Genomic DNA, 23,007 nt, shown 5'->3' with positions numbered 1-23,007 from the left:
GATGGATCTGTCGAATTTGTCGGCTTCGGATTTGCGTAATCTGCAGGAACAGGTCAAGCGCGAGCTGAAAAAACGCGAGACGCAGGATCTGCAAAAGGCAAAGGACGAAATTCTCGCGATCGCCCAGCGTGTCGGCCTGCCGTTGAAGGAATTGATCGCCACCAATCCGCGCGGCAAAGGCGGCACCGTGGCTGCCCGTTTCCGCAATCCCGACGACGCGGCCCAGCAATGGACCGGCCGTGGCCGCCAACCGAAATGGGTGAAGGACTGGGTCGACGCCGGCAAGTCCATCGACGAACTCCGCATCTGAACGCGTTGCCGGGCGAATTCCCGGCAAGGATCAGCCGGCGCGCGGCAGGACGACACTTGCCTGTAGCCGGCTTCGCACTTACTATACCGGTTGTTTCCATTTCATAAAGCCGGCTGCCCGCTCAGCCTGGGCTCCCGACATTCATGGTCTCCCTCTCGAAATCGATCTTCAAAGCTTACGACATCCGCGGCATCATCGATAAAACCCTCGACGCAGGCGTAGCCCGCCAGATCGGCCATGCCTTTGGCGCGGCCGCGCTGGCCAAGGGCGAGCGCAGCGTGGTCATCGGCCGCGATGGCCGCCTGTCCGGCCCCGCGCTGGCCGCGGCGCTGGCCGAAGGCCTGCAAGCCGCCGGCATGGACGTCATCGACTTGGGCGTGGTCGCCACGCCGATGGTGTACTTCGGCACCAATGTGCTCGAGACGAAATCGGGCATCATGGTTACCGGCAGCCACAATCCGCCGGACTACAACGGTTTCAAGATGGTGCTGGCCGGCGAAGCGATCTATGGCGACGCGATCACGGGCCTGTATGAGCATATCGCCGCCGGCACGCTGCAGCCGGCCGCGCAGCCGGGCGCCTACCGCACGCACGATATCCGTGCCGCCTACCTGGAACGCATCATCGGCGACGTGAAGATCGCCCGTCCCATCAAGATCGCGGTGGACTGCGGCAACGGCGTGGCCGGCGCGTTCGCGGGCGACCTGTACCGCGGCATGGGCTGCGAAGTGATCGAGCTGTTCTGCGAAGTCGACGGCAACTTCCCGAACCATCACCCGGACCCGGCGCACCCGGAAAACCTGCAGGACCTGATCCGCTGCCTGCAGGAGACGGATGCCGAAATCGGCCTGGCCTTCGACGGCGACGGCGACCGCCTTGGCCTCGTGACCAAGGATGGCCAGATCATCTACCCTGACCGCCAGATGATGCTGTTCGCGGCCGACGTGCTGTCGCGCGTGCCGGGCGAACAGATCCTGTACGACGTGAAGTGCACGCGCCACCTGGCGCCCTACATCGAGAAGGCGGGCGGCAAGCCGCTGATGTACAAGACGGGCCACTCGCTGGTGAAGGCCAAGCTGAAGGAAACCGGCGCCCCGCTGGGCGGCGAGATGAGCGGCCACATCTTCTTCAAGGAGCGCTGGTACGGCTTCGACGACGGCCTGTATGCCGGCGCCCGCATGCTGGAAATCCTCACGAAGGAACAGGAACCGTCGGCGCTCCTGAACTCCCTGCCGCAATCGGACAGCACGCCGGAACTGCACCTGCACCTGAAGGAAGGCGAGAACTTCGCGCTGATGGACAAGCTGCGCAGCGACGCGAAATTCCCCGGCAACGAACGCATCATCACGATCGACGGCCTGCGCGTGGAATACGCGGACGGCTTCGGGCTGGCGCGCTCGTCGAACACCACGCCGGTGATCGTGCTGCGCTTCGAAGCCGAAACCCCGCAGGCGCTGGCGCGCATCCAGGGCCAGTTCCGCGACGTGATCCTGACCGCCAAGCCGGACGCCGAGCTGCCCTTCTGAGCCAGCGTTCCCGAACCAGATGAACATCCTGCTGGTGCGCGTCTCCTCGCTGGGAGACGTGCTGCACAACATGCCCATCGTGGCGGACATCCGCCGCCACTTCCCCGGCGCGAACATCGACTGGGTGGTGGAAGAGGGGTATGTCAGCCTCGTGCGGCTGAACAAGGATGTGCGCAACATCATTCCCTTCGCGCTGCGGCGCTGGCGCAAGAACCTGGGCGACAAGGCGGTGCGTGCCGAGGTCGGGGCGTTCTTCCGCCGCCTGCGCGAAGTCGAATACGACTACGTGTTCGACACGCAGGGCTTGTTGAAGACGGGCGTCATCATGGGCGCCGCGTGCGTCCGGAAGGGTGGCCAGAAGGTCGGCCTGGCGAACGGCAGCGAAGGCTCCGGCTACGAAGGCATTTCCCGCGTGTTCCACACGAAGAGCATTCCCCTCGATCCGCGCACGCACGCGGTGGCGCGCGGCCGCCTCGTCGTCGGCGCGGCGCTGGGCTACGCGGTCGATACGCCGGCCGATTTCGGCCTGCCCGAAGTGGCGGCCGATGAACCGCGCCCGGACTGGATGCCCCCCGAACCGTACGCCGTGTACTTCCACGGCACGGCGCGCGACGCGAAGAAATGGGCACCCGCGAACTGGATCGCGCTGGGCCGCGAGCTTGCTCCGATGACCATCCTGCTGCCCTGGGGCTCACCCAGGGAAAAGGCCGAAGCCGAAGCGCTGGCGGCGGGCATTCCCAACGCCCGCGTGCTGCCCGGGCTGCCGATGGCGGACGCCGTGATGCTGGCCCGCCGCGCCACGCTGGCCGTCGGCGTCGACACGGGCCTCACCCATATCGCCGCCGCGTTCAGCCGCCCGGTGGTGGAGATCTACTGCGACTCGCCGCGCTGGAAAACCGAAGGCAACTGGTCGCCGAAGATCATCAACCTGGGCGACCGGGGCAATCCGCCTTCCGTGGCCGAGGTGGCGGCCGCCGCCAAGAGCCTGCTGGGAAGGTGATGGCCTGATGCGGTTCCTGTACACCCTCATGTGGCGGCTCGCACTGCCGCTGGTGCTGGCGCGCCTGTGGTGGCGCGGCCGCAAGGAACCGGGCTATCGCCAGTTCTGGAACGAACGCCTGGGCATCTACGGCCGGCGGGCCGCCAACGACGAACCGCTGACGATCTGGGTGCACGCCGTCTCGGTGGGCGAGACGCGCGCCGCCGAGCCGCTCGTCGAGGCGCTGCTCAAGCGCTACCCGCGCGGCCGCATCGTGCTCACGCACATGACGCCGACGGGCCGCGCCACGGGCAAGAGCCTGTTCGGCAAGCACGGCGCCCGCGTGGTGCAATCCTACCTCCCGTATGACCTGCCGGCGCTGGTGGGGCGCTTCATCGCCCACTTCGAGCCGCGCATCTGCATCCTGATGGAAACCGAGGTGTGGCCGAACCTGATCGCCGGGTGCAACCGGCGGCAGGTGCCGGTGGTGCTGGCCAACGCCAGGCTGTCGGAACGCTCGCTGCGCAAGGCCCGCAAGCTGGGCAAGCTCATGGCCGAGGCGGCACGCGGCATTTCGCTGGTTGCCGCGCAGACCGCCGAAGACGCCGAGCGCGTGCGCGCGCTGGGTGTCGCCAACGTGGCGGTCACGGGCAGCATCAAGTTCGACGTGGTGGTGCCGCCGGCCGCGCTGGCCACCGGCACCCAGCTGAAGAACCAGTTCGGCGCAGGACCCGGAACGGCGCGGCCGGTGCTGCTGTGCGCGAGCACGCGCGAAGGCGAGGAAGAGGGCATCCTCGACGCGTTCAAGGCGGCCGGCCTCCCCTCACACACGTTGCTGCTCCTGGTTCCGCGCCATCCGCAACGCTTCGACGCTGTCGAGACGCTGGCGCGTGAGCGGGCACTTACTGTCCAGCGCCGCTCCGCGCTGGCGCAGCCCGGCGCGAGGGTCGATGCCGCCACGCGCGTGGTGCTGGGCGATTCGATGGGCGAGATGTTTGCCTACTACGCCACCTGCGACGTGGCCTTCATCGGCGGCAGCCTGGCGCCGCTGGGCGGGCAGAACCTGATCGAGGCCGCGGCGCTGGGCAAGCCGGTGCTGATCGGCCAGCACACGTTCAACTTCGCCCAGGTGACGGAAGACGCGGTGGCCGCCGGCGGCGCGCTGCGCGTGGCCGATGCCGCGGACCTGATGGTGCAGGCGGGCCGGCTGCTGGCCGACGAGGCAAGCCGCACCGCAATGGGCCAGGCCGGCCTGGCATTCGCCAACCAGCACCGCGGCGCCACCGCGCGCACGCTGGAATTGCTGCCCCCGCTCAACGAAGCGTAGCCCTTCTAATTAAACAGCACCGGCAGCTCCTGCGAGCGGCGCCGCAGCAACTGTTTCGCTTCCTCGTACTGCGGATAGACGCGGCCCACGTGCGCCCAGAAGCGCGGGCTGTGATTCATTTCGTGGATGTGCGCCAGTTCGTGCGCCACCACGTAGTCGATCAGAGGCAGCGAGAAGAACATCAGCTTCCAGTTCAGCCGGATCACGCGCTGCACGGTGCAGGAACCCCAGCGCGAGTCGGCCGAGGAAAGCGAGAACGACGCGTACTGCACGCCCACGCGGGGCGCGTAGAGATCGAGCCGCTGGGCGAACAGGCCCTCGGCCTGCTGCTTGTACCAGTTCTTCACGCGCTCCTTCACGAGCAGCTCGGTGGCGCCCTGCACGAGGCCCAGCGACAGTTCGTTCGTGGCCGGGTTGAAATCGGTGCGGTTACGCGGCGCGTGGTACAGGCGCAACGTGACCTCGCCGCCCAGGTAGGGCAGCTTCGCGCCGTCGACCCATTCGATTGGCGGCTTTTCCAGGCGCGCGGCGCGGCGCTGGCGCCGGTCGTCCAGCTTCTCGAGTATCCAGCCCTGTTTCGCGCGGATCGCGTTCTCGATATCAGCCAGCGTGCAGCGCTTTGGCGCCGTTACGCGCAGGCCGTTGTCGTCGACCATGAAGCCGATCGAGCGGCGCGTGGAGCGGCGCAGCGCATATTCGAGTATGAAGCTGCCCACTAGGACCTGGCGCCGCTCCATGCCGTCCGCAGGCGGCAGGACCGGCGACGGGTCCGGCCGGCGCAACGGCACCGTAGGGCGCAGCAGGTTAACGGCGGCGGGGGCCGGAATGGGGAATGCGGAAACGGGAGGGGGAGGGAACGGAGCCGGCGCTTCAACTGCTGCGGCGCCGGCGGCGAACAGATCGAGCTGGGATTCACTCCCGGAATGATCGGCCTGGGCGGCGCCTGCGCCGCTGCTGCCGTCATCCCGGTCGCTGGCCTGGGTACGGGTCTCTAGCCAGCGCTGTAGGCGTGGGGCGAAATGACGCGCATTTCTGATTCTATCCACTGTTCCACCTGTTCCATCATGCTGTCGGGGGTATGCCCGTCCGGCGAGATCGGCTTGCCTACGGAAACCGTGATCTTGCCCGGGTATTTGATAAAGGAGTTCTTGGGCCAGCATTCCCCCGAGTTCACCGCGATGGGTACCACCGGAACATTCGTCTCGATCGCGAGCCGCGTGCCGCCGCTCTTGTACTTGCCCGCCTGGCCCACGGGAATGCGCGTGCCTTCCGGGAACATGATAATCCATTGGCCGTCTTTCAGGCGACGCTTTCCGTGTGCCACCACCATCCGGAACGCGTTCTTGCCCTGCTTGCGGTCGATCGGAATCATGCGCAGGAGCGCGATGCCCCAGCCGAAAAAGGGGATGTACAGGATTTCCTTCTTGAACACGAAGACGAGGGGACGCGGCAGATTGGGCAGCAGGAAGATGGTCTCCCATGCCGACTGGTGCTTCGACAGGATGATGGCGGGGCTGTCCGGGAAGTTCTCGTAGTTCTTGAATTCGTACTCGATCCCGCAGATCACCTTGGCGCACCAGATCACGAACACGTTCCAGCGCGAAGTCACGTAATAGCGCTTGTTGTAGGGCAGGGGCGCGGCCAGCATGCAGACGAAACACCACACGACGGTGGCGATCGCCATGACCAGCGCGAACACGACGGAACGGACAAAGGGTACGACTTTACGCAACGCGGTTTCTCCAGTTTGGACGATTGTTGTCGATTTTTATTGGTTCGCGGGCGCGGGGCCCTTCAGGATGTGCTGCACGGTGGTTGCCAGGTCCGGGAAGGTCAGTGTGCCGGGCGGCAGGCCGCCCGTCATGGCCGTCTTCTCGCCCTTGCCGGTCAACACCAGGTAGGGCACGCAGCCGCTGATGAAGCCCGATTGCAGGTCGCGCAGCGAATCGCCCACCGTCGGCACGCCCTTCAGGCTCACCTGGTAGCGCTTCGAGATCTCGGCGAACATGCCGGGTTTCGGCTTGCGGCAGTCGCAGTTGTCCGCCGCCGCGTGCGGGCAGAAGAACACGGCATCGATGTCCGCCCCCACCTGCAGGGCGAGGCGGTGCATCTTCGCGTGGATCGCGTTCAGCGTGGTGATGTCGAACAGCAGCCGCGCGATGCCGGACTGGTTCGAGGCAATCACCACACGGTAACCCGCCTGGTTCAGGCGGGCGATCGCCTCCAGCGAGCCGGGAATGGGAATCCATTCGTCGGGGGACTTGATGAAGTCCGGCGAGTCGTGGTTGATGACGCCATCCCGGTCGAGGATGATCAGCTTGGGTTGTGACGATTGCGGCATTGCGATCTTTGTTCGACTCAGGCGGCCAGCTTCGAGATGTCCGCCACGCGGTTCATCATGCCGTGCAGCGAGGACAGGAGCGCCAGGCGGTTGTTGCGCAGCGCGATGTCGTCGGCCATCACCATCACGTCATTGAAGAACGCATCGACATCGTCGCGCAGCTGCGCCAGCGTCTTCAGCGTGCCGGTGAAGTCGCCGGCCGCGAAGGCGGCGTCCACTTCCGGCTGCACGCGCGTCACGGCGGCGGCCAGGTTCTTCTCGGCCGTGTCCTGCAGCAGCGCCGGGTTCACCATGCCGGCCTGCGCCAGCGCTTCCTCGTTCTTCTTGAGGATGTTGGTGATGCGCTTGTTGGCGGCGGCCAGCGAGGCCGACTCGGGCAGGGCGGCGAAGGCTTGCACCGCTTCCAGGCGCTGCACGATATCGTCCAGGCGGTCCGGGTTCTGGGCCACCACGGCTTCGATCTCGTTCGGCGTGAAGCCGCGCTCGCGCAGGATGCCGCGCAGGCGATCCAGCATGAAGGCGGTCACCTCGACGGTCGGGTCCTTGAAGTTCGGTACCGACGTGAACTGCGCCACGGCATCGGCCAGCAGCTCCGAAATGGCCAGCGGCAGGCGCTTCTCGATCAGCATGCGCAGCACGCCCAGGGCATGGCGGCGCAGCGCGAACGGGTCCTTGTCGCCGGTCGGCTGCAGGCCGATGGCCCAGATACCGACCAGCGTTTCGAGCTTGTCGGCCAGCGCGACGGCGGTGCCGGTCTGGGTGGAGGGCAGGGCGTCGCCGGCGAAGCGCGGCTGGTAGTGTTCGGAAGCAGCCAGCGCCACTTCCTCGTTCTCGCCGTCATGGCGCGCGTAGTACGTGCCCATGATGCCCTGCAGCTCGGGGAACTCGCCCACCATGTCGGTCAGCAGGTCGGCCTTGGACAGGCGCGCGCCGCGCTCGGCCAGTGCCGCGTCGGCGCCGAGGCGCGTGGCGATGGCAGTGGCCAGCGCCGTCACGCGGTCGCTGCGCTCGGCCTGGGTGCCCAGCTTGTTGTGGTAGACCACGTTCTTCAGCAGCGGCAGGCGCGATTCCAGCGTTTTCTTCTTGTCCTGCTCGAAGAAGAATTTCGCGTCCGACAGGCGCGGGCGCACCACGCGTTCATTGCCGCCGATGATCGCTTGAGGCGTGTCGGTGGCGATGTTCGAGACGATCAGGAAGCGCGAGCGCAGCTTGCCGTTGGCATCCGTCAGCGCGAAGTATTTCTGGTTCGTCTGCATCGTCAGGATCAGGCATTCCTGCGGCACGGAGAGGAATTCATCCTCGAAGCGGCATTCGTAGACCACCGGCCATTCGACCAGCGAGGCCACTTCTTCCAGCAGCGCTTCCGGCATCAAGACCTTGTCGTCGCCGGCCTTGGCCAGCAATTCCTTGCGGATCTGCTCTTTACGGGCCTCGAACGAAGGGATGACCTTGGCCTTTTCCACCAGCGTATCCGCATAGGCGTCGGCGTTCGGCACCATCACGGTGCGCTGGCCCGGCGCCGTCAGGAAGCGGTGGCCTTGCGTGGCGTTCGAGGCGGTCAGGCCCAGCAGGGTCAATGGCAGCACCTTGTCGCCGAACAGCGCAATGACGCTGTGCGCGGGACGTACGAACTGCACGGTGCTGCCATCCGGGCGCTGGTAGCTCATCACCTTCGGGATCGGCAGCTTCGCCACCGATTCCTCCAGCGCGGCCTGCAAGCCCGCCTCCAGCTGCGAGCCGGGCGCCGTGTACGTGTAGAAGAACGATTCGGCCTTGCCGTCCTGGGCGCGTTCCAGGTCCGCTACCTTCAGGTCGGGGAAGCCGAGGGCGGCCAGTTTCTTGGCCAGCGGGGCGGTCGGGTTGCCTTCCTTGTCCAGGGCCACGGTCACGGGCAGCACTTTTTCGCGGATCGATTTGTCCGGCGAGACGTCGCGCACCTTCGTGATGGACACGGCCAGGCGGCGCGGCGTGGCATATGGCGTGGCGATGCTGTCTTCTTCCAGGAAGTCGCGCGCCTTCAGGCCGTTGACGATGCCGGAAGCAAAGGCGGCGCCCAGTTTCGCCAGCGCCTTCGGCGGCAGTTCTTCGGTCAGCAGTTCGATGAGCAGGGTTTGAGTCATGTCGGTATTCTTAAGCTTTGTCTGCCATCGGGAAGCCGAGGCGTTCGCGGGAATCGTAGTAGGCTTGCGCGACGAGGCGCGACAGGTTGCGCACGCGGCCGATGTAGGCAGCGCGTTCCGTCACGGAGATGGCGCCGCGCGCATCGAGCATGTTGAAGCTGTGCGAAGCCTTCATGATCTGTTCGTAGGCAGGCAGCGTGAGCTGCAGCTCGATCAGGCGCTTGGCTTCCGATTCGTGGTTCGCGAACTGGGCGAACAGCAGCTCGGTGTTGGCGTGCTCGAAGTTGTACGTGGACTGTTCCACTTCGTTCTGGTGGAACACGTCGCCGTATTTGAGGACTTTCTTTTGACCGTGCTCTTCCCACTCGGTCCATACGAGGTCGTAGACGTTTTCAACGCCCTGCAGGTACATCGCCAGGCGCTCGACGCCATACGTGATCTCGCCCAGCACGGGCTTGCAATCGAGGCCGCCCACTTGCTGGAAGTAGGTGAATTGCGTGACTTCCATGCCGTTCAGCCACACTTCCCAGCCCAGGCCCCAGGCGCCCAGCGTGGGGCTTTCCCAGTCATCCTCGACGAAGCGCACGTCGTTCTGCTTCAGGTCCAGGCCCAGCGCCTCCAGCGAACCCAGGTACAGGTCCAGGATGTTTTCCGGCGCGGGCTTGAGCACCACCTGGTACTGGTAGTAGTGCTGCAGGCGGTTCGGGTTTTCGCCATAGCGGCCATCCTTCGGGCGGCGCGACGGCTGCACGTAGGCGGCGCGCCACGGCTCGGGGCCGATCGCGCGCAGGAAGGTGCCGGTGTGGAAGGTGCCCGCGCCCACTTCCATGTCGTACGGCTGGAGCAGGGCGCAGCCCTGCTTGTCCCAATAGGTTTGCAGGGTGAGGATGATTTGTTGGAATGTCAGCATTGTGTTCTTTTGTGGCGCGCACGGCGCGCTCCATGTGAGCGGCGATAACGGGTCGCTAAAACTGGGTTCGCCAAAACTGGGTTCGCTAAAACGGCCCATTTTAGCAATTTTCGCAATGGACCAGTAGAGATCAGGCGTTTGCCTTCCTGCGGCGCGAGAGCAGCCAGGCAGCCAGTACCGCACCCGCGGCCAGCAGCAGAACGAGGCGGTTCTGCAGCACGATGTACGGCGTGTCGCCCGTCATGCCCTGCACCGTGGCCTTCAGCACGCCGGCCTGGTAGTACGGCAGGCTGGCCTGCACGGCGCCGCGGCCGTCGATGACGACGGTGGCGCCGTTGTTCGTGGCGGCCAGCATCGGGCGGCCCGTTTCCAGCGTGCGCATCTGCGAAATTTGCAGGTGCTGCGGGATCGCCACCGATTCGCCGTACCAGGCCAGTTCGGAGATATTGAGCAGGATGGTGGCGCGCGAGCCCGCATTTTTCCCATTACTGAGCTGCGCGGCGATCTCTTCCCCGAAATTGTTTTCGTAGCAGATGTTCGGCAGCACACGCTGGTCCTTCACCGCGAACGAGGGCTGCAAGGCGTGGCCGCGGGTCTGGTCGCCCAGCGGAATGCTCATCATGTCCGTGAACCAGCGGAAACCGAAGGGAATGAATTCGCCGAACGGCACCAGGTGGTGCTTGTCGTAGCGGTAGGGCTTGGCCAAGGTCGGGCCCAGGCCCATCACGCTGTTCGCGTAGCGCGTGGGGCTGTCGGCGAACGGCATGCCCAGCACCACGGCGCTGCCGGTCTTGCGGGCGAACTGGCCGTACATGTCCAGGTAGCCGGCCGGCAGCTGTTGCGGGAATACGGGGATGCCCGTTTCCGGAATGGCGATCAGGTCGGCCGGCTCGGCCATCACCAGTTCCTGGTAGCGCCGCAGCGTGTTGCCGATGTGGTTCGGGTCGAATTTGGTTTGCAGCGGGATATTGGCCTGCACCAGGCGCACGGTGAGCGGCTGCCCGGCAGGAACGGTCCACTCGATCATGTGCAGCGTCCAGCCACCCATCCACACGGCGGCAATCAGCGACAGGGCGGGCTTCCTCGTGGGGTGCATCAGCAGCAGCAGGGCGCCGGCCGTGATGGCGACGATCCAGCCGATGCCGAACACGCCGAGCAGCGGCGCATAGCCGGCCAGCGGCGAGACATTGTGCGCATAGCCGCTCGATGCCCACGGGAAGCCCGTGAACAGCCAGCCGCGCGTCCATTCGGAGACGGCCCACAGCGCCGGCAGCACGAGCAGGTTCGCCGCCGGCAGCGACAGCGCCCAGCGCTTGCGCAGCCAGGCGGCGCCACCCATCGCGGCGGCGCAGTGCAAGCCCATGTACACGGACAGCAGGCCGATGGCGATCCACGCCAGCGGCAGCGGCAGGCCGCCGAAGCGCGAGATCGCGATGGTGAGCCAGTGGACCCCGGCGAAGCACCAGGCAAAGCCGAAGGCCCAGCCGATGAAGAACGAGGCACGGATGGAATCGGCCCGCAGCACCTGGTAGAAGAGGACCGCGAGGGTGAGCAGCTGTATGGGCCACCAGCCCCACGGCGCGAACGACAGCACGCTCGCGCCGCCGGCGACGGCGGCGATGATCATGCGGCTCCTGGTGCTGCGGGGTGGTTGGGGCGTCTCGCCGGGTGCGGCGCGGCGAAGGCGCATCAGTCCTGCTCGTCGATGGCGGGCGGCAGTTTCTCGACCGTCAGCACGTGGACCTGGCGGGCATCGGCACGCAGCACTTCGAAGCGCAGGTTGTCGATGTCGAACGAGTCGCCCTTGTGGGGCATGCGGGCCAGGTGCTTGGCGACGAAGCCGCCGATGGTGTCGACGTCGTCGTCCGGCAGGTGGGTGTCCAGTTCCTCGTTGAACTGGGAGATTTCCGTCAGCGCCTTGACGCGCCAGCGCGGGCCCAGCTGGCCTTCGCGGATCGAGAGGATATTGTCTTCCTCTTCGTCGAAGTCGTATTCGTCCTCGATGTCGCCGACGATCTGCTCGAGCACGTCCTCGATCGTGATCAGGCCGGCCACGCCGCTGTATTCGTCGACGACGATCGCCATGTGGTTGTGGTTGGCGCGGAAGTCGCGCAGCAGCACGTTCAAGCGCTTCGATTCGGGAATGAAGATCGCCGGGCGCAGCATGTCGCGCACGTCGAACGATTCCTCGGCGTAATAGCGCAGCAAGTCCTTTGCCAGCAGGATGCCGACGACCTTGTCGCGCTCGCCCTCGATGGCCGGGAAGCGCGAATGCGCCGTTTCCAGCACGAGCGGCATCCACTCGTCGATGGGCTTGCTGATGTCGATCACGTCCATCTGCGAGCGCGGCACCATGATGTCGCGCGCGGACAGGTCGGAAACCTGGAACACGCCTTCGATCATCGACAGCGCGTCGGCATCGATCAGGTTGCGTTCGTGGGCTTCGTGCAGGACTTCGAGGAGCTCGGAGCGGTTTTCCGGCTCGGGGGAGATCAGGGCGGTGAGCCGCTCGAGAAGGGAGCGATGGGGTTTTGCTTCGCTCTTGCCGTTACGCGCGGTAAGGCTACGTGATTGGCTTGCGTCAGTCCGGACGCTACGGTTAGGGTTCGCGTCATTTCTGACGCTACTAGAATGCTCTTGCATAGCAGGCATGAAGCCATTTGTTTCGAAGGGATATAGCATACACGAAACCGACACTGCGGGCCGCTTTTGTCAAAAAGTCATGCGGGGAAACATCGGTGTCATATTGTTCTGCTAGGCTGGCGTCCGGGAGGAATGCCAATGCAGGCAAATGCGCTGGAGTACGGGTCGGATCAGAATGGTTTGGTGTGCGGCTACCTGTTCGGGCAAGGGTCCGGCACCGTGCCGATCGGCGCGGCCGAGGCGGCGGCGTGGCTCAGGCAGGGCAAGGCCGGACCGGACGAGTTCCTGTGGCTGCACTTCAATCTTGCCAACACGGCCAGCGAGAAATGGCTGCGCGAGCATGCCCGGCTGTCCGACGAGTTCTACGATTGCCTGCACCAGGGTTCGCGGTCGACGCGCATCGAGCAGGCCGACGATACGCTGGTGGCGGTCGTCAACGACGTGCTGCGCGATTTTTCCTTCGAGCCGTCCGACATCTCCAGCCTGTATCTATCGGTGGAGCGCCAACTGGTGATCAGTGCGCGGCGCAGCCCCTTGCAGGCCGTGGAGCGCCTGCGCCAGGCGGTGCGGCGGGGCGAGTCGATCGCCTCGTCCGTGGTGCTGCTGACGCACCTGCTGCGCGACCAGGCCGACGTGCTCACGCGCATCGTGCGCGTGGCGACCGGCAAGGTCGACAATATCGAGGATAACCTGCTGTCCGGCCAGCTCAAGTACAAGCGCGCCGACCTGGGCGCGCTGCGGCGCGTGCTGGTGCGGCTGCAAAGGCTGCTGGCGCCGGAACCGGCGGCCATGTTCCGGCTGCTGCAGCGCCCACCCGGCTGGGTGACCGTGCAGGACCGGCAGGAATTGCGCGAAGCGAGCGAGGAATTCGCCGTTACGCTGAACGATATCGCCACCTTGCAGGAACGCATCAAGCTGCTGCAGGAAGAAATCGCCGCCCTCGTCAACGAGGCCAACAACCGCAGCCTCTACGTGCTGACGATCGTTACCGTGCTGGCGCTGCCGATCAATATCATTGCGGGCTTGCTGGGGATGAACGTGGGCGGGGTGCCGCTGGCTTCGGATGCCTCCGGCTTCTGGATCATTGCCGGGATCGTGGCAGCGTTCACATTCGTGGCCGGGTGGGTGGTGTGGCGCAAGCGGCGGGAGCTGGAGTAAGGATGATCCGCGGCTTTCGGGCATTGGTGTCGCACACCATTTTCGCGAGCGAAAATGGTGTGCGACACCGGTGTTCTCCAGAGGTCGCGAATTGCGGTGAAGAAAACCGGTCGGTCCGCCGCAGCGGTCGGACACCCGGAGGGTGTCCGACACCAGGCGCATCGGCCAACGGCCGGGTTCAGGCTTTCTCAGCCGCGTACGGATCCGCGTACCCGAGGCCCACCAGCAACTCCGTCTCGAGACTTTCCATCTCCTCGGCCTCGTCATCCTCCTCATGGTCATACCCCTGCGCATGCAGCACGCCATGCACGATGAGGTGCGCGGCATGCTCCTCGACCGTTTTCTTCTGCTCGGCCGCTTCGCGCTCGAGCACGTCGGTACACAGGATGATGTCGGCGCGCGTCGGCTCGTCGTCGGCGATTTCCTCGCCTTCGTTGTAGGCGAACGTGAGCACGTTGGTGGCGTAATCCTTGCCACGGTATTCGCGGTTCAGTTCCTGGCCCTCGGCCGCGTCGACGAAGCGGATCGTCAGCTCGGCCGGGGCGAAGAGGGCGGCCTTCACCCACTTGCGGATGAGCGGGCGGGTGATGGTTTCCTGCAGGCGGGTGTCGGCGTACTGCACCGACAAGGTCAGCTTATTTTTTTCGGACATTCCGGGTGGTACTTTTTACGGGTTTCAGCAGGGGCGCGATATCGGCGGTGCTCTGGTGCGCGCTGTCGTAGGCGTCGACGATGCGGGCCACCAGCGGGTGGCGCACCACGTCCTCGCTGGAGAAGTGGGAGAACGCGATGCCGCGCACGTCGCGCAGCACCTGCACCGCGTCGACGAGGCCGCTCTTCTGGTGTTTCTGCAAGTCGACCTGGGTGACGTCGCCCGTCACCACCGCCTTGCTGCCGAAGCCGATACGGGTCAGGAACATCTTCATCTGCTCGACGGTGGTGTTCTGCGCCTCGTCCAGGATCACGAAGGCGTGGTTCAGCGTACGGCCCCGCATGTAGGCCAGCGGCGCGATCTCGATCACCTGTTTCTCGAACATCTTCTGCGTGCGCTCGAAGCCCAGCAGGTCGTACAGCGCGTCGTACAGCGGGCGCAGGTAAGGGTCGACCTTCTGCGCCATGTCGCCGGGCAGGAAGCCCAGCCGTTCGCCGGCCTCGACGGCGGGGCGGCACAGGATGATGCGCTTGATGGCGTCGCGCTCGAGCGCATCCACGGCGCAGGCCACGGCGAGATACGTCTTGCCGGTACCGGCCGGGCCGACGCCGAAGCTGATGTCGTGTTCGAGGATATTGCGCAGGTAGCGGATCTGGTGCGGCGTGCGGCCGCGCAGGTCCGTGCGACGCGTCTTCAGCGTGGGGCTGGCGATCTCGGGATCGTTGAACGGCGGCTCTTCCTCGTCGTCGCCATCGGGCACGGCGGCGCTGGTGCGCTGCTCGACGAGGCCCAGCTGCACCTCTTCGACGGGCACGGCCTTGTCGGCCACGGCATAGAATTTTTCCAGGATCTGCACGGCGCGCTCGGCATTGGTGCCGCTGACGATGAATTTCTCGCCGCGCCGGAAGATCGTCACATCGAGCGCCGCCGAGATCTGGCGCAGGTTTTCATCGAGGGGGCCGCACAGGTTGGCCAGCCGGGTGTTGTCGAGCGGCTCCGGGACGAAGTAGTGCGGTTGTACGGGTGTCTTTGTTTTCAATGGCGTAGGCTGTTGGGTAGGCGCGGCACTGTGTCCTCAAGTATCAGACGAGCTCTCCGCGCAGGGAATAGGACAGGCTTTCCGTGATCTTCACATCCACCATCCTGCCATGAAGCGAGGTAGACGCGTCGCCACCATCGAACAGTACGGTGCGCGTGTTGCCGGCGCGGCCGGCCAGCTCGGTGCCGCCGTTCTTCGACGGGCCCTCGACCAGCACGCGCATCGTCTTGCCCACCATGGCCGCGCTGTGCCGCTTCGTGTTGGCATCGATCAGCGCCTGCAGCCGCTGCAGCCGCGCCAGCTTCACGTCGTGGGGCGTGTCGTCCGCCAGGTTCGCCGCCGGGGTGCCGGGGCGCTTGCTGAAGATGAAGCTGAAGGAATTGTCGAAGTCGATGTCCCGCACCAGCTTCATCATCGCCTCGAAATCCTCTTCCGTCTCGCCGGGGAAGCCCACGATGAAGTCGGAGGCGATCGTCACGTCCGGCCGCACGGCCTTCACCTTGCGGATGATCGACTTGTATTCCAGTGCCGTGTAGCCCCGTTTCATCGCGCCGAGGATCTTGTCCGAGCCGTGCTGGGCGGGCAGGTACAGGTGGTCCGCCAGCTGCGGGATGCGCGCATAGCAGTCGACCAGGCGCTGCGTGAATTCCTTCGGGTGGCTCGTCACGAAGCGGATGCGCTCGATGCCGGGAATGGCGGCCACGTATTCGATCAGCAGCGCGAAATCGGCTTGCTGGCCGTCGGCCATCTGGCCGCGGAAGGCATTCACGTTCTGGCCCAGCAGCATCACTTCCTTCACGCCCTGGGTGGCCAGGCCCGCCACTTCGGTCAGCACATCCTCGAAGCGGCGCGAGACTTCCTCGCCGCGCGTGTACGGCACCACGCAATAGCTGCAATACTTGCTGCAGCCTTCCATGATCGACACGTAGGCGAACGCGCCTTCCACCCGGGCCGGCGGCAGGTGGTCGAATTTCTCGATTTCGGGGAAGGTGATGTCGACCTGCGGCTTGCCGGACTGGCGCCGCAGCTCGATCATCTTCGGCAGGCGGTGCAGCGTTTGCGGGCCGAATACCACGTCCACCTGGGGCGCGCGCTTCACGATCGCATCGCCTTCCTGCGAAGCGACGCAGCCGCCCACGCCGATCACGAGGTCGGGGTTCTTTTCCTTCAGCTTGCGGAACACGCCCAGGTCGGAGAACACCTTTTCCTGCGCTTTCTCGCGCACCGAGCAGGTGTTGAGGAGGATGACATCCGCTTCTTCCGGGGTTTCGGTGCGCACCAGGCCATCCGTGGCGCCGAGCAGGTCCGCCATCTTGTCCGAGTCGTACTCGTTCATCTGGCAGCCGAAGGTCTTGATGAATACTTTTTTCTGCATGGCCGGCAGTTTACCGTAATTCCCGTGCCGGGCCAGGCTATCTGTCAGCAAGGGGAGAAAAATTCCGATGCCAGCAGGCATGCGGCTTTCCGGCTCATCAATATCAGGAAGGAAACTCTGTCACTGCTGAGTTGACTGTTGTAACAATTTCCCACCGGTTCTATCGTGCGCTGCCCCGTGTTTCCGTGTGTTGAAATAGCATTGTTGTCAAGTATTTCAGCGAATGATTGATATTGATTAAAAGTTCGCTTGGCATCGCTAGGCTGGAGCGTGCTTGTTTGGGCATAGAATTTTGTAGAAAGTGCAAGTTTCTACTTCTCGTTTCTACTTTTCTATCCCGATGGTCGCCGGCCCTTGCGCCAGTCGTTTTTGGCGCAGTCGTTCCGGAACTGAACGGAACAGGTTTGAAACGAAGGTAGAACTATGGTCTTTCAGAAAATCCGGAGCAGCATCTTCAATCAACTATATCGACGAGGATCAATCATGGCACACCACGCACTCTCATCCCAGGAAAGTTACAACCCGAATCACCTGCTCGATATCCTGCTGGGCAAGATGCAACTGAAAAACGATGCTGCCCTGTCGCGCCTGCTGGAAGTGGCGCCGCCCGTGATCAGCAAGATTCGCCACCACCGCCTGCCGGTCGGCGCTTCGCTGCTGATCCGCATGCATGAAGTGACCGGCATGAGCATTCGCGACCTGCGCGACTTGATGGGCGACCGCCGCACCAAGTATCGCCTGTCCGACGCGCAAGGCCGTCCGAAGCCAGAAGAGAAGGCCGCACAGCAGGCCGCCGCCGCAGCGGCACAACAAGCTCAGCAAAAGACCGAGGGCAACTACACCCACTGAGCCTTGCCGGCCGGAGCGCAGCTCCGGCCGATCTCCGGCGCGTTTGCCGCGCGTTTGCCGTATTCTGCGCCCTGATTGTTTCAGCTTCATTACGGCAACAATAGCGGCGCCATCCCTTCGAACTGCGCCCGCGTGTCCTCGAACACGCGCCGGCACGTTTCCTCATCCAGCTCCAGTGCATGCCACGCCGCGGCCGAGACGGGCGGCACGAGTTCGTCCGGAACGCCGGCCAGGTCCAGCGCGTGCGCGATCGCGTCCGCCACGTGGACGATCGTCGCCAGCATGCCCGCGCCCGGCAAGTCGGGGGCGTGGTGATGGCCGATGGCCCCGCGCATCGTGGCCGAGAAATTCCAGTGCTCGGCCAGCGCGAGGCCGGCGTCGACATGGTCGATGCCGAGCACCGAGCGTTCCGCATCGATCCAATGCACATCGTGCGCCGCGCGCCAGGCAATCACGGCCGCATAGTGTCCGGGGAAACAGCTGACCAGCGCCAGCCGGCCCACGTCGTGCAGCAAGCCCGCCGTGAAGGCGTAGTCCTGGTTGAAGCCGGCGTGCCGCGCCAGCGCCTTGGCGCAGATGGCCGTGGCGATCGCATGGCGCCAGAATGCCGGGTGCGAGAAGCCGGCGCAGCGGTTCTCGGGAAAACAGCCGGTGAGGGCGGCGGCCGTGATCAGGTTGCGCGCCGTCTGGAAGCCGAGGTAGGTGATCGCCTGCTGTATCGTTGTCATCCGCACCCGCAAGCCATACAGGGCGGAATTGGCCACCCGCAGCGTCTTGGCCGTGAGCGCCTGGTCCAGCGCCACCTTGCGGGCCAGCACGGCGATATCGACTTCCTCGGCGTCGATGCTGTCGAGCAGTTCCATCACGACGGCCGGCAGCGAGGGCAGGTCGTCCAGGTTCTGCACCACGTCGTCGTAAGCCAGGCGGTTCACCCTTGCGCTCCGGCGCGCCACGCGCGCAAGCGATCCTTCAGCGCCTGTCCGGCCCAGGCATCGCCGGCCGCCGGGTCCAGCTTGCGGAACAGGTAGTCGAGACGGGCATCGGCAGGGCGCACCGGCAGCGCCGCGATGCCATCGCGCGCCAGCGCGGCCAGCTGCGTTTGCGTGAGTACCGTATCGCGCGGCAGCAGCACGCGGCCCCGCGCATCGCGCACGTCATCCGAGAGCACCATGCCGGCGCGCGCCCGCGCCAGCGGCAGATCGCCGTTTTCCATCGCATCCTCCTCGTCGAAACGATCTTACCACCGCGCCGCGAAGGGGCGGACCGGTCCGGCCGGGGCCGCAAGCCGGGCGCCCGCTTTGACGTGGCTGACGCATACTGCGGCCAAGGGAGGCTACATGAGCACACAGCGGCAGATCGCCTTGCTCAGGGGCGTCAATGTCGGCAGGGCCAAGCGTATCGCGATGGCCGATCTGCGCAAAGTCCTGGGCGACCTGGGTTTTACAAACGTACGCACGCTGCTCAACAGCGGCAATGCGGTATTCGACTGCGCCGCGCGCGATGCCGCGCTGTCGGCCGTGCGCATCGAGGAAACCCTGGTGCTCAAGCTCGGCGTGCCGGCCCGCGTGACGGTGCTCGATGCGCAGCAACTGGCCGAGGTGGTCGCCGCCAATCCGCTGGTGGACGTGGCCGCCGACCCGGCGCGGCTGATGGTGGCGGTGCTCAGCAATCCGGCCCATCGCGCGAAGCTCGAACCGCTGGCGCACCAGCAATGGCAGCCCGAAGCGTTCGCCCTGGGCCGGTGGGCTGCCTACATCTGGTGCGCCGATGGCGTGCTGGCCAGCCGCGCCGCCGCCGCCGTGGGCAACCTGCTCGGCGATGCCGTCACGACCCGCAACTGGAGTACCATGTCGAAATTGCATGCTTTGGCAATGGAAAGTTGAGGAGACAGCATGGCGAAGGTCAGCGGGGAATTCGATGTGAAACTGGTGCCGGAAATCCTGGCCGAAGGCAGCGAGGGCACCGGCATCGAGCGGATGACGCTCGACAAGCACTACCACGGCGCGCTGTCGGCCACCGGCCGCGGCGAATTCCTGTCGTTCCGCAGCCCGGTGCCCACGTCGGCCGTCTATGTGGCCATCGAGAAGGTCGATGGCGCGCTGGAAGAGCGTGCCGGCAGCTTCATATTGCAGCATGCGGGCGTGATGGGAGGCGAGTTCGCCGGCCTGCGCATCCTCATCGCCCCGGATTCGGGTACCGGCGAACTGGAAGGCATCCACGGCACGCTGAATATCCGCATCGAGAACGGCAAGCATTACTACGATCTCGACTACACCCTGCCTGGCCGCGACTGACGCCGGGCGCCGTCAGCCGTCCTGCTGCCGGCGCTGCCGGAACGACGCCACCTTGTTGCGGTTGCCGCACAGGGCCATGCTGCACCAGCGGCGCCGGTGCGACTTGGTGCGGTCCAGGAACCACAGCACGCATTGCTCGTCCTCGCATTTGCGCACCAGCGCGAAGTCGCCCGTAGCGATGAGTTCGGCCGCCCGTTCGGCCAGCGGTGCCAGCAGGCGCCGCGGCAGGTCGCCGGTATAACGCTCCGCCAGCGTCAGCGCGCCATCGTCCTGCCACGCCAGCTCCAGGTGGCGCGGCCCCTCCGCCAGCACGGCATTCAATGCCCGCACGTCGGGCCGCTTGCCCGCCTTCCTGTCCATCACCAGCTGCCGCACCACCTCCCGCAACGCCCGGGCCATGTCCAGCAAGCCGGCGGGCGCGGGGCCGCCGAACGGCTCCGGCAATACGCCGGCGCCGGCGCCGGCGAGCCAGTGCAGCACGTCGGCATCGCTGCGCCACCGGTCGACGAGTTCGCCGTCGGTGCGCACCACCGTGTTCAGCAAGTCGAGGGCCGGGTGGTCGCCCAGCAGCGCAGTGTCTTCCATGGTCGCTCCGATAAGTTACGTTCATTGTAACCGGCAAAAAATGACTTGACTAGTTACGGTGGTACGGTAATCTGTAACCGTTAATTCGACTTTTAACGGTTTCAACCTCGAAAGGAACTGCCATGCCCCACGCCACCAATCGCGTCGCCTTCCATGCAGTGCAAGCCGACGGCGTCGATATCTTCTATCGCGAAGCCGGCCCTGCGGACGGTCCTGTCGTGCTGCTGCTGCACGGTTTTCCCACGTCCTCGCACATGTTTCGCGACCTGATCCCGCTGCTGGCCGACCAGTACCGCGTCATCGCACCGGACTTGCCGGGCTTCGGCTTCACCAACGTGCCGGCCGAACGGAACTACGTCTACACCTTCGACAACCTGGCCGCCACGATGGAAGCGTTCGTGGGCGCGCTGGGCCTGCGCAAGTACGCGCTGTACGTGTTCGACTATGGCGCGCCGACAGGATACCGGCTCGCCGCGGCCCACCCCGAGCGGGTGACGGCGCTCGTCTCGCAGAACGGCAACGCCTACCTGGAAGGCCTGGGCGATGCATGGGAACCGCTGCGCAAGTACTGGGCCGATCCGAGCCCGGCGAACCGCGAGGTGGTCCGCGGCTTCCTCACGCTGGAGGCCACGAAGTGGCAGTACGTGCACGGCGTGGCAAACCCCGACAGCGTGGCGCCCGAGGCCTACCACCTCGATGCGGCCCTGCTGGCCCGGCCCGGCAATGCCGATATCCAGCTCGACCTGTTCCTCGACTATGCGAACAACCTCGAACAGTACCCGCGCTTCCAGCAATTCTTCCGCGAGTGGCGCGTGCCCACGCTGGCGATCTGGGGCCGCAACGACCCCTTCTTCATCCCGCCCGGCGCCGAGGCATACCGCCGCGACAATCCGGATGCGATCGTGACGTTGCTGGACACGGGCCACTTCGCGCTGGAGACGCACGTCGACGAGATCGCGGCCGCGATGCGGGCCTTGCTGGCCGGGGTGCCGCCGGAGCGCCTCGTTTGAGTTGCGTTAGACTGCTGGCTTCATCGTCACCGTGAAGCCACATGAAACATCTACCCCTCGTTGCCGTGCTGGCCGGCGCCTTGCTGGCCGGCTGCGGCATGATCAAGAAAGACAGCGCCGCCGGCCGCATCACCGGCATGCAGGAAGCGGCCAATCCGCAAGTGCTGCTGCTGGGCGAAGTGCACGACAATCCCCAGGGGCACAAGCTGCGCTTCGAGGAATTGAAGAAACGCGTGGACGCCGGCTGGCATCCCGTCATCGCCATGGAACAGTTCGACCATGAAGACCAGCCGCTGCTGGACGATGCGCAAAAGGGCTGCGTCGATGCCGGTTGCGTGATCCGCGTGATGAACAAGAAGGGCTGGGACTGGCAGCAGTACTACCCGGTGATCCAGCTGGCGCTGGACAAGCATCTGCCGATCGTGGCCGTGAACCTGTCGCGGGCGAACGCGTCAAGGGTCGTACGCGACGGCGTGGCCTCGAGCTTCGATGCGAAGACGGTGGCCGAGTACCGGTTGAACGAGCCGATTTCGGCGGACTGGCGCAAGGCGCAGGAAAACGAGATCCGCACCGGCCATTGCAATATGCTGCCTTCGATGATGGTGCCGGGAATGGTCGATGCGCAGCTGGCGCGCGACATCTGGATGGCCAAGCTGATCCGCGACCAGCAACCGCGCGACGTGGTGCTCATCGCCGGCAATGGCCACGTGCGCAAGGACATCGGCGTGCCGCGCTGGCTCAATGCCGTCGGCCCGAAGCTGGCCGTGAAGACGATCGGCTACGTGGAAGGGGGCGGGCAGAAGGAGCTGTACGACGAGGTGCGAAGCATACCCGCGCAGAAGCGGGCCGATCCCTGCGCGAAGTTCAAGAAGTAGCGCGCGTATTTGGTGTCGGACATTTTTTTCTGGGGTCTCATCCAGAAAAAAGTGTACGACACCGGTTTTCCGCTGCCCTTGCCGGCAACTCGCGAGATAGCCGGTGCCGGCAGAGAAAACCGGTGTCGAACACCCTTTTTCGCCAGCGAAAAAGGTGTTCGACACCAAGCGGGCTATTCTTGTTCCATCAATCCTTGTACATCGGCCCATCGAAGATGAACTTGCCGCCATGGTAGTTGAACGTGGCGTCATCGGCCGGCGGGTATTCGCCGGTTTCCGGCACGTCGGCGCGGAATTGTTCGGAGGAGTCCTTCGGGTGGAAGCCCAGGTGGGCGGCCTTGCGGTTGTCCCACCACTGGCGCTTGTTGTTCGAGGCGCCGAACAGGATCGTGTAGCCCACGCGCGGCGTGAGCAGCGAGCAACGCAGCGCTTCCACCAGATCGTCGTAGGACAGCCAGGTGCACATCATGCGCGGGTTGTTCACCGACGGGAACGAGGAACCGATGCGCAGGCACACGGTCTCGATGCCGGCGCGGTCGAAGTAGTAGCGCGACAGCTGCTCGCCGAACACTTTCGAGATGCCGTACATGCTGTCCGGGCGCGGCGGGTCGTCGGCGTCGATCACCTGGGTCTGCGGGTAGAAGCCGATCGCGTGATTCGACGAGGCGAACACGATGCGCTTCACGCCGTGGCGGTGCGCCGCTTCGTAGATATTGTAGGTGCCCTGGATGTTCGCGAACATGATGTTCTCGAACGTGTTCTCGGTCGAGATGCCGCCGAAATGCAGGATCGCGTCGACGCCTTCCACCATCTTCAGCACGGCCGCCTTGTCGGCCAGGTCGCACTGGAAGATTTCCTCGCCTTCGCCGGCCTCTCCCATGTCGCCGATGTCGGAGAGGCGCACCACGTCCGCCCACGGCTTGATCCGCTCGCGCAGCACTTTACCGAGGCCGCCGGCCGCGCCGGTCAGCAACAGGCGCTTGAAAGGTTTTTTCGTCGTCATTGTCGTCTCTT

Annotated in this window: 24 protein-coding genes; 10 read left to right on the top strand and 14 right to left on the bottom strand. The window is 65.2% G+C overall.

Features of this window, described 5'->3' with window-relative positions:
- The first annotated feature begins 1 nt into the window (after position 1).
- The 4 genes from V6Z91_RS03785 (at position 2) to waaA (ending at position 4,142) form a co-directional block, all read left to right on the top strand.
- The gene (locus tag V6Z91_RS03785) at positions 2–310 is read left to right on the top strand and encodes an H-NS histone family protein (protein WP_338766847.1); all 309 of its coding nucleotides are present in this window, start codon (positions 2–4) and stop codon (positions 308–310) included.
- Positions 311–453: 143 nt separating this feature from the next.
- The gene (locus tag V6Z91_RS03780; RefSeq protein ID WP_338766845.1) at positions 454–1,836 is read left to right on the top strand and encodes a phosphomannomutase/phosphoglucomutase; all 1,383 of its coding nucleotides are present in this window, start codon (positions 454–456) and stop codon (positions 1,834–1,836) included.
- 19 nt (positions 1,837–1,855) lie between these two features.
- Positions 1,856–2,836, top strand: coding sequence for a lipopolysaccharide heptosyltransferase I (gene waaC, locus V6Z91_RS03775; protein WP_338766843.1), 981 nt, complete (start codon positions 1,856–1,858; stop codon positions 2,834–2,836).
- Between the two features lie 7 nt (positions 2,837–2,843).
- Positions 2,844–4,142: a lipid IV(A) 3-deoxy-D-manno-octulosonic acid transferase gene (gene waaA / locus V6Z91_RS03770; RefSeq protein ID WP_338766840.1), complete on the top strand. Its 1,299-nt coding sequence runs from the start codon at positions 2,844–2,846 to the stop codon at positions 4,140–4,142.
- Positions 4,143–4,147: 5 nt separating this feature from the next.
- Here the strand turns inward: waaA and V6Z91_RS03765 are convergent, their stop codons facing one another.
- The 7 genes from V6Z91_RS03765 to V6Z91_RS03735 all read right to left on the bottom strand — a co-directional run bounded on the left by V6Z91_RS03765 (position 4,148) and on the right by V6Z91_RS03735 (position 12,156).
- Positions 4,148–4,930 (bottom strand): SprT family zinc-dependent metalloprotease, encoded by a 783-nt coding sequence (locus tag V6Z91_RS03765; protein ID WP_338766837.1) that lies wholly within the window; start codon positions 4,928–4,930, stop codon positions 4,148–4,150.
- 203 nt (positions 4,931–5,133) lie between these two features.
- Positions 5,134–5,826 (bottom strand): lysophospholipid acyltransferase family protein, encoded by a 693-nt coding sequence (locus tag V6Z91_RS03760; protein WP_338771714.1) that lies wholly within the window; start codon positions 5,824–5,826, stop codon positions 5,134–5,136.
- Positions 5,827–5,910: 84 nt separating this feature from the next.
- The gene (gene gmhB, locus V6Z91_RS03755) at positions 5,911–6,483 is read right to left on the bottom strand and encodes a D-glycero-beta-D-manno-heptose 1,7-bisphosphate 7-phosphatase (protein WP_338766834.1); all 573 of its coding nucleotides are present in this window, start codon (positions 6,481–6,483) and stop codon (positions 5,911–5,913) included.
- A 17-nt stretch (positions 6,484–6,500) separates the two neighbouring features.
- Entirely contained in the window at positions 6,501–8,603 is a 2,103-nt protein-coding gene (glyS, locus tag V6Z91_RS03750; protein ID WP_338766831.1) for a glycine--tRNA ligase subunit beta, read from the bottom strand.
- Between the two features lie 10 nt (positions 8,604–8,613).
- Positions 8,614–9,513 carry a glycine--tRNA ligase subunit alpha gene (gene glyQ, locus V6Z91_RS03745; protein WP_338766828.1) on the bottom strand — a complete coding sequence of 300 codons (900 nt, stop codon included), beginning with the start codon at positions 9,511–9,513 and terminating at the stop codon, positions 8,614–8,616.
- A 130-nt stretch (positions 9,514–9,643) separates the two neighbouring features.
- Positions 9,644–11,140, bottom strand: a complete 1,497-nt coding sequence (lnt, locus tag V6Z91_RS03740; RefSeq protein WP_338766825.1) for an apolipoprotein N-acyltransferase — start codon at positions 11,138–11,140, stop codon at positions 9,644–9,646.
- A gap of 62 nt (positions 11,141–11,202) precedes the next feature.
- Positions 11,203–12,156 (bottom strand): transporter associated domain-containing protein, encoded by a 954-nt coding sequence (locus tag V6Z91_RS03735; RefSeq protein ID WP_338771712.1) that lies wholly within the window; start codon positions 12,154–12,156, stop codon positions 11,203–11,205.
- A 138-nt stretch (positions 12,157–12,294) separates the two neighbouring features.
- On the opposite strand from V6Z91_RS03735, the gene V6Z91_RS03730 reads away from it, so the two are divergent.
- Positions 12,295–13,314 (top strand): transporter, encoded by a 1,020-nt coding sequence (locus tag V6Z91_RS03730; RefSeq protein WP_338766822.1) that lies wholly within the window; start codon positions 12,295–12,297, stop codon positions 13,312–13,314.
- A gap of 178 nt (positions 13,315–13,492) precedes the next feature.
- On the opposite strand, the gene ybeY is transcribed toward V6Z91_RS03730, so the two are convergent.
- The 3 genes from ybeY to miaB are packed head-to-tail and all read right to left on the bottom strand — an operon-like array spanning position 13,493 to position 16,380.
- Complete coding sequence (gene ybeY, locus V6Z91_RS03725; protein ID WP_338766820.1) at positions 13,493–13,966, bottom strand: rRNA maturation RNase YbeY; 474 nt, start codon at positions 13,964–13,966, stop codon at positions 13,493–13,495.
- Entirely contained in the window at positions 13,950–15,005 is a 1,056-nt protein-coding gene (locus V6Z91_RS03720) for a PhoH family protein (protein ID WP_338766817.1), read from the bottom strand. The genes ybeY and V6Z91_RS03720 overlap by 17 nt, the downstream gene beginning before the upstream one ends.
- A gap of 43 nt (positions 15,006–15,048) precedes the next feature.
- Positions 15,049–16,380, bottom strand: coding sequence for a tRNA (N6-isopentenyl adenosine(37)-C2)-methylthiotransferase MiaB (gene miaB / locus V6Z91_RS03715; protein ID WP_338766815.1), 1,332 nt, complete (start codon positions 16,378–16,380; stop codon positions 15,049–15,051).
- Positions 16,381–16,863: 483 nt separating this feature from the next.
- Between miaB and V6Z91_RS03710 the strand changes: the two genes are divergently transcribed.
- Positions 16,864–17,229, top strand: coding sequence for a hypothetical protein (locus V6Z91_RS03710; RefSeq protein ID WP_338766813.1), 366 nt, complete (start codon positions 16,864–16,866; stop codon positions 17,227–17,229).
- An 89-nt stretch (positions 17,230–17,318) separates the two neighbouring features.
- On the opposite strand, the gene V6Z91_RS03705 is transcribed toward V6Z91_RS03710, so the two are convergent.
- A complete protein-coding gene (locus V6Z91_RS03705; RefSeq protein WP_338771710.1) occupies positions 17,319–18,092 on the bottom strand; it encodes an HDOD domain-containing protein in 774 nt (257 codons plus the stop codon).
- Between the two features lie 65 nt (positions 18,093–18,157).
- A complete protein-coding gene (locus V6Z91_RS03700) occupies positions 18,158–18,442 on the bottom strand; it encodes a hypothetical protein (RefSeq protein ID WP_338766810.1) in 285 nt (94 codons plus the stop codon).
- Positions 18,443–18,566: 124 nt separating this feature from the next.
- Between V6Z91_RS03700 and V6Z91_RS03695 the strand changes: the two genes are divergently transcribed.
- Entirely contained in the window at positions 18,567–19,112 is a 546-nt protein-coding gene (locus V6Z91_RS03695; RefSeq protein WP_338766808.1) for a DUF1697 domain-containing protein, read from the top strand.
- A 9-nt stretch (positions 19,113–19,121) separates the two neighbouring features.
- The gene (locus tag V6Z91_RS03690) at positions 19,122–19,523 is read left to right on the top strand and encodes a DUF3224 domain-containing protein (RefSeq protein WP_338766806.1); all 402 of its coding nucleotides are present in this window, start codon (positions 19,122–19,124) and stop codon (positions 19,521–19,523) included.
- Positions 19,524–19,535: 12 nt separating this feature from the next.
- Here the strand turns inward: V6Z91_RS03690 and V6Z91_RS03685 are convergent, their stop codons facing one another.
- On the bottom strand, positions 19,536–20,108 hold the full coding sequence (locus V6Z91_RS03685) for an ABATE domain-containing protein (RefSeq protein ID WP_338766804.1): 573 nt from the start codon (positions 20,106–20,108) through the stop codon (positions 19,536–19,538).
- A 122-nt stretch (positions 20,109–20,230) separates the two neighbouring features.
- Between V6Z91_RS03685 and V6Z91_RS03680 the strand changes: the two genes are divergently transcribed.
- Positions 20,231–21,118, top strand: coding sequence for an alpha/beta hydrolase (locus V6Z91_RS03680; RefSeq protein WP_338766801.1), 888 nt, complete (start codon positions 20,231–20,233; stop codon positions 21,116–21,118).
- A gap of 41 nt (positions 21,119–21,159) precedes the next feature.
- Entirely contained in the window at positions 21,160–21,993 is an 834-nt protein-coding gene (locus V6Z91_RS03675) for a ChaN family lipoprotein (RefSeq protein ID WP_338766798.1), read from the top strand.
- Between the two features lie 187 nt (positions 21,994–22,180).
- On the opposite strand, the gene V6Z91_RS03670 is transcribed toward V6Z91_RS03675, so the two are convergent.
- Positions 22,181–22,996 (bottom strand): NAD(P)-dependent oxidoreductase, encoded by an 816-nt coding sequence (locus V6Z91_RS03670; protein ID WP_338766795.1) that lies wholly within the window; start codon positions 22,994–22,996, stop codon positions 22,181–22,183.
- Between the last annotated feature and the right edge of the window lie 11 nt (positions 22,997–23,007).

This window comes from Massilia sp. METH4, assembly GCF_037094685.1.
GTDB lineage: Bacteria > Pseudomonadota > Gammaproteobacteria > Burkholderiales > Burkholderiaceae_D > Rugamonas.
The sequence above is the reverse complement of the archived record's forward strand: the minus strand, read 5'-3'. Positions and strand labels throughout refer to the sequence as shown.

Excerpts from the sequence above, each read along its gene's own strand:
- V6Z91_RS03785 (WP_338766847.1), top strand. The coding sequence starts at position 2 with ATGGATCTGTCGAATTTGTCGGCTTCGGATTTGCGTAATCTGCAGGAA.
- V6Z91_RS03780 (WP_338766845.1), top strand. The coding sequence starts at position 454 with ATGGTCTCCCTCTCGAAATCGATCTTCAAAGCTTACGACATCCGCGGC.
- waaC (WP_338766843.1), top strand. The coding sequence starts at position 1,856 with ATGAACATCCTGCTGGTGCGCGTCTCCTCGCTGGGAGACGTGCTGCAC.
- waaA (WP_338766840.1), top strand. The coding sequence starts at position 2,844 with ATGCGGTTCCTGTACACCCTCATGTGGCGGCTCGCACTGCCGCTGGTG.
- V6Z91_RS03760 (WP_338771714.1), bottom strand. The coding sequence starts at position 5,826 with ATGGCGATCGCCACCGTCGTGTGGTGTTTCGTCTGCATGCTGGCCGCG.
- gmhB (WP_338766834.1), bottom strand. The coding sequence starts at position 6,483 with ATGCCGCAATCGTCACAACCCAAGCTGATCATCCTCGACCGGGATGGC.
- glyS (WP_338766831.1), bottom strand. The coding sequence starts at position 8,603 with ATGACTCAAACCCTGCTCATCGAACTGCTGACCGAAGAACTGCCGCCG.
- glyQ (WP_338766828.1), bottom strand. The coding sequence starts at position 9,513 with ATGCTGACATTCCAACAAATCATCCTCACCCTGCAAACCTATTGGGAC.
- lnt (WP_338766825.1), bottom strand. The coding sequence starts at position 11,140 with ATGATCATCGCCGCCGTCGCCGGCGGCGCGAGCGTGCTGTCGTTCGCG.
- V6Z91_RS03735 (WP_338771712.1), bottom strand. The coding sequence starts at position 12,156 with ATGCAAGAGCATTCTAGTAGCGTCAGAAATGACGCGAACCCTAACCGT.
- V6Z91_RS03730 (WP_338766822.1), top strand. The coding sequence starts at position 12,295 with ATGCAGGCAAATGCGCTGGAGTACGGGTCGGATCAGAATGGTTTGGTG.
- ybeY (WP_338766820.1), bottom strand. The coding sequence starts at position 13,966 with ATGTCCGAAAAAAATAAGCTGACCTTGTCGGTGCAGTACGCCGACACC.
- miaB (WP_338766815.1), bottom strand. The coding sequence starts at position 16,380 with ATGCAGAAAAAAGTATTCATCAAGACCTTCGGCTGCCAGATGAACGAG.
- V6Z91_RS03710 (WP_338766813.1), top strand. The coding sequence starts at position 16,864 with ATGGCACACCACGCACTCTCATCCCAGGAAAGTTACAACCCGAATCAC.
- V6Z91_RS03705 (WP_338771710.1), bottom strand. The coding sequence starts at position 18,092 with ATGGAACTGCTCGACAGCATCGACGCCGAGGAAGTCGATATCGCCGTG.
- V6Z91_RS03700 (WP_338766810.1), bottom strand. The coding sequence starts at position 18,442 with ATGGAAAACGGCGATCTGCCGCTGGCGCGGGCGCGCGCCGGCATGGTG.
- V6Z91_RS03695 (WP_338766808.1), top strand. The coding sequence starts at position 18,567 with ATGAGCACACAGCGGCAGATCGCCTTGCTCAGGGGCGTCAATGTCGGC.
- V6Z91_RS03690 (WP_338766806.1), top strand. The coding sequence starts at position 19,122 with ATGGCGAAGGTCAGCGGGGAATTCGATGTGAAACTGGTGCCGGAAATC.
- V6Z91_RS03685 (WP_338766804.1), bottom strand. The coding sequence starts at position 20,108 with ATGGAAGACACTGCGCTGCTGGGCGACCACCCGGCCCTCGACTTGCTG.
- V6Z91_RS03680 (WP_338766801.1), top strand. The coding sequence starts at position 20,231 with ATGCCCCACGCCACCAATCGCGTCGCCTTCCATGCAGTGCAAGCCGAC.
- V6Z91_RS03675 (WP_338766798.1), top strand. The coding sequence starts at position 21,160 with ATGAAACATCTACCCCTCGTTGCCGTGCTGGCCGGCGCCTTGCTGGCC.
- V6Z91_RS03670 (WP_338766795.1), bottom strand. The coding sequence starts at position 22,996 with ATGACGACGAAAAAACCTTTCAAGCGCCTGTTGCTGACCGGCGCGGCC.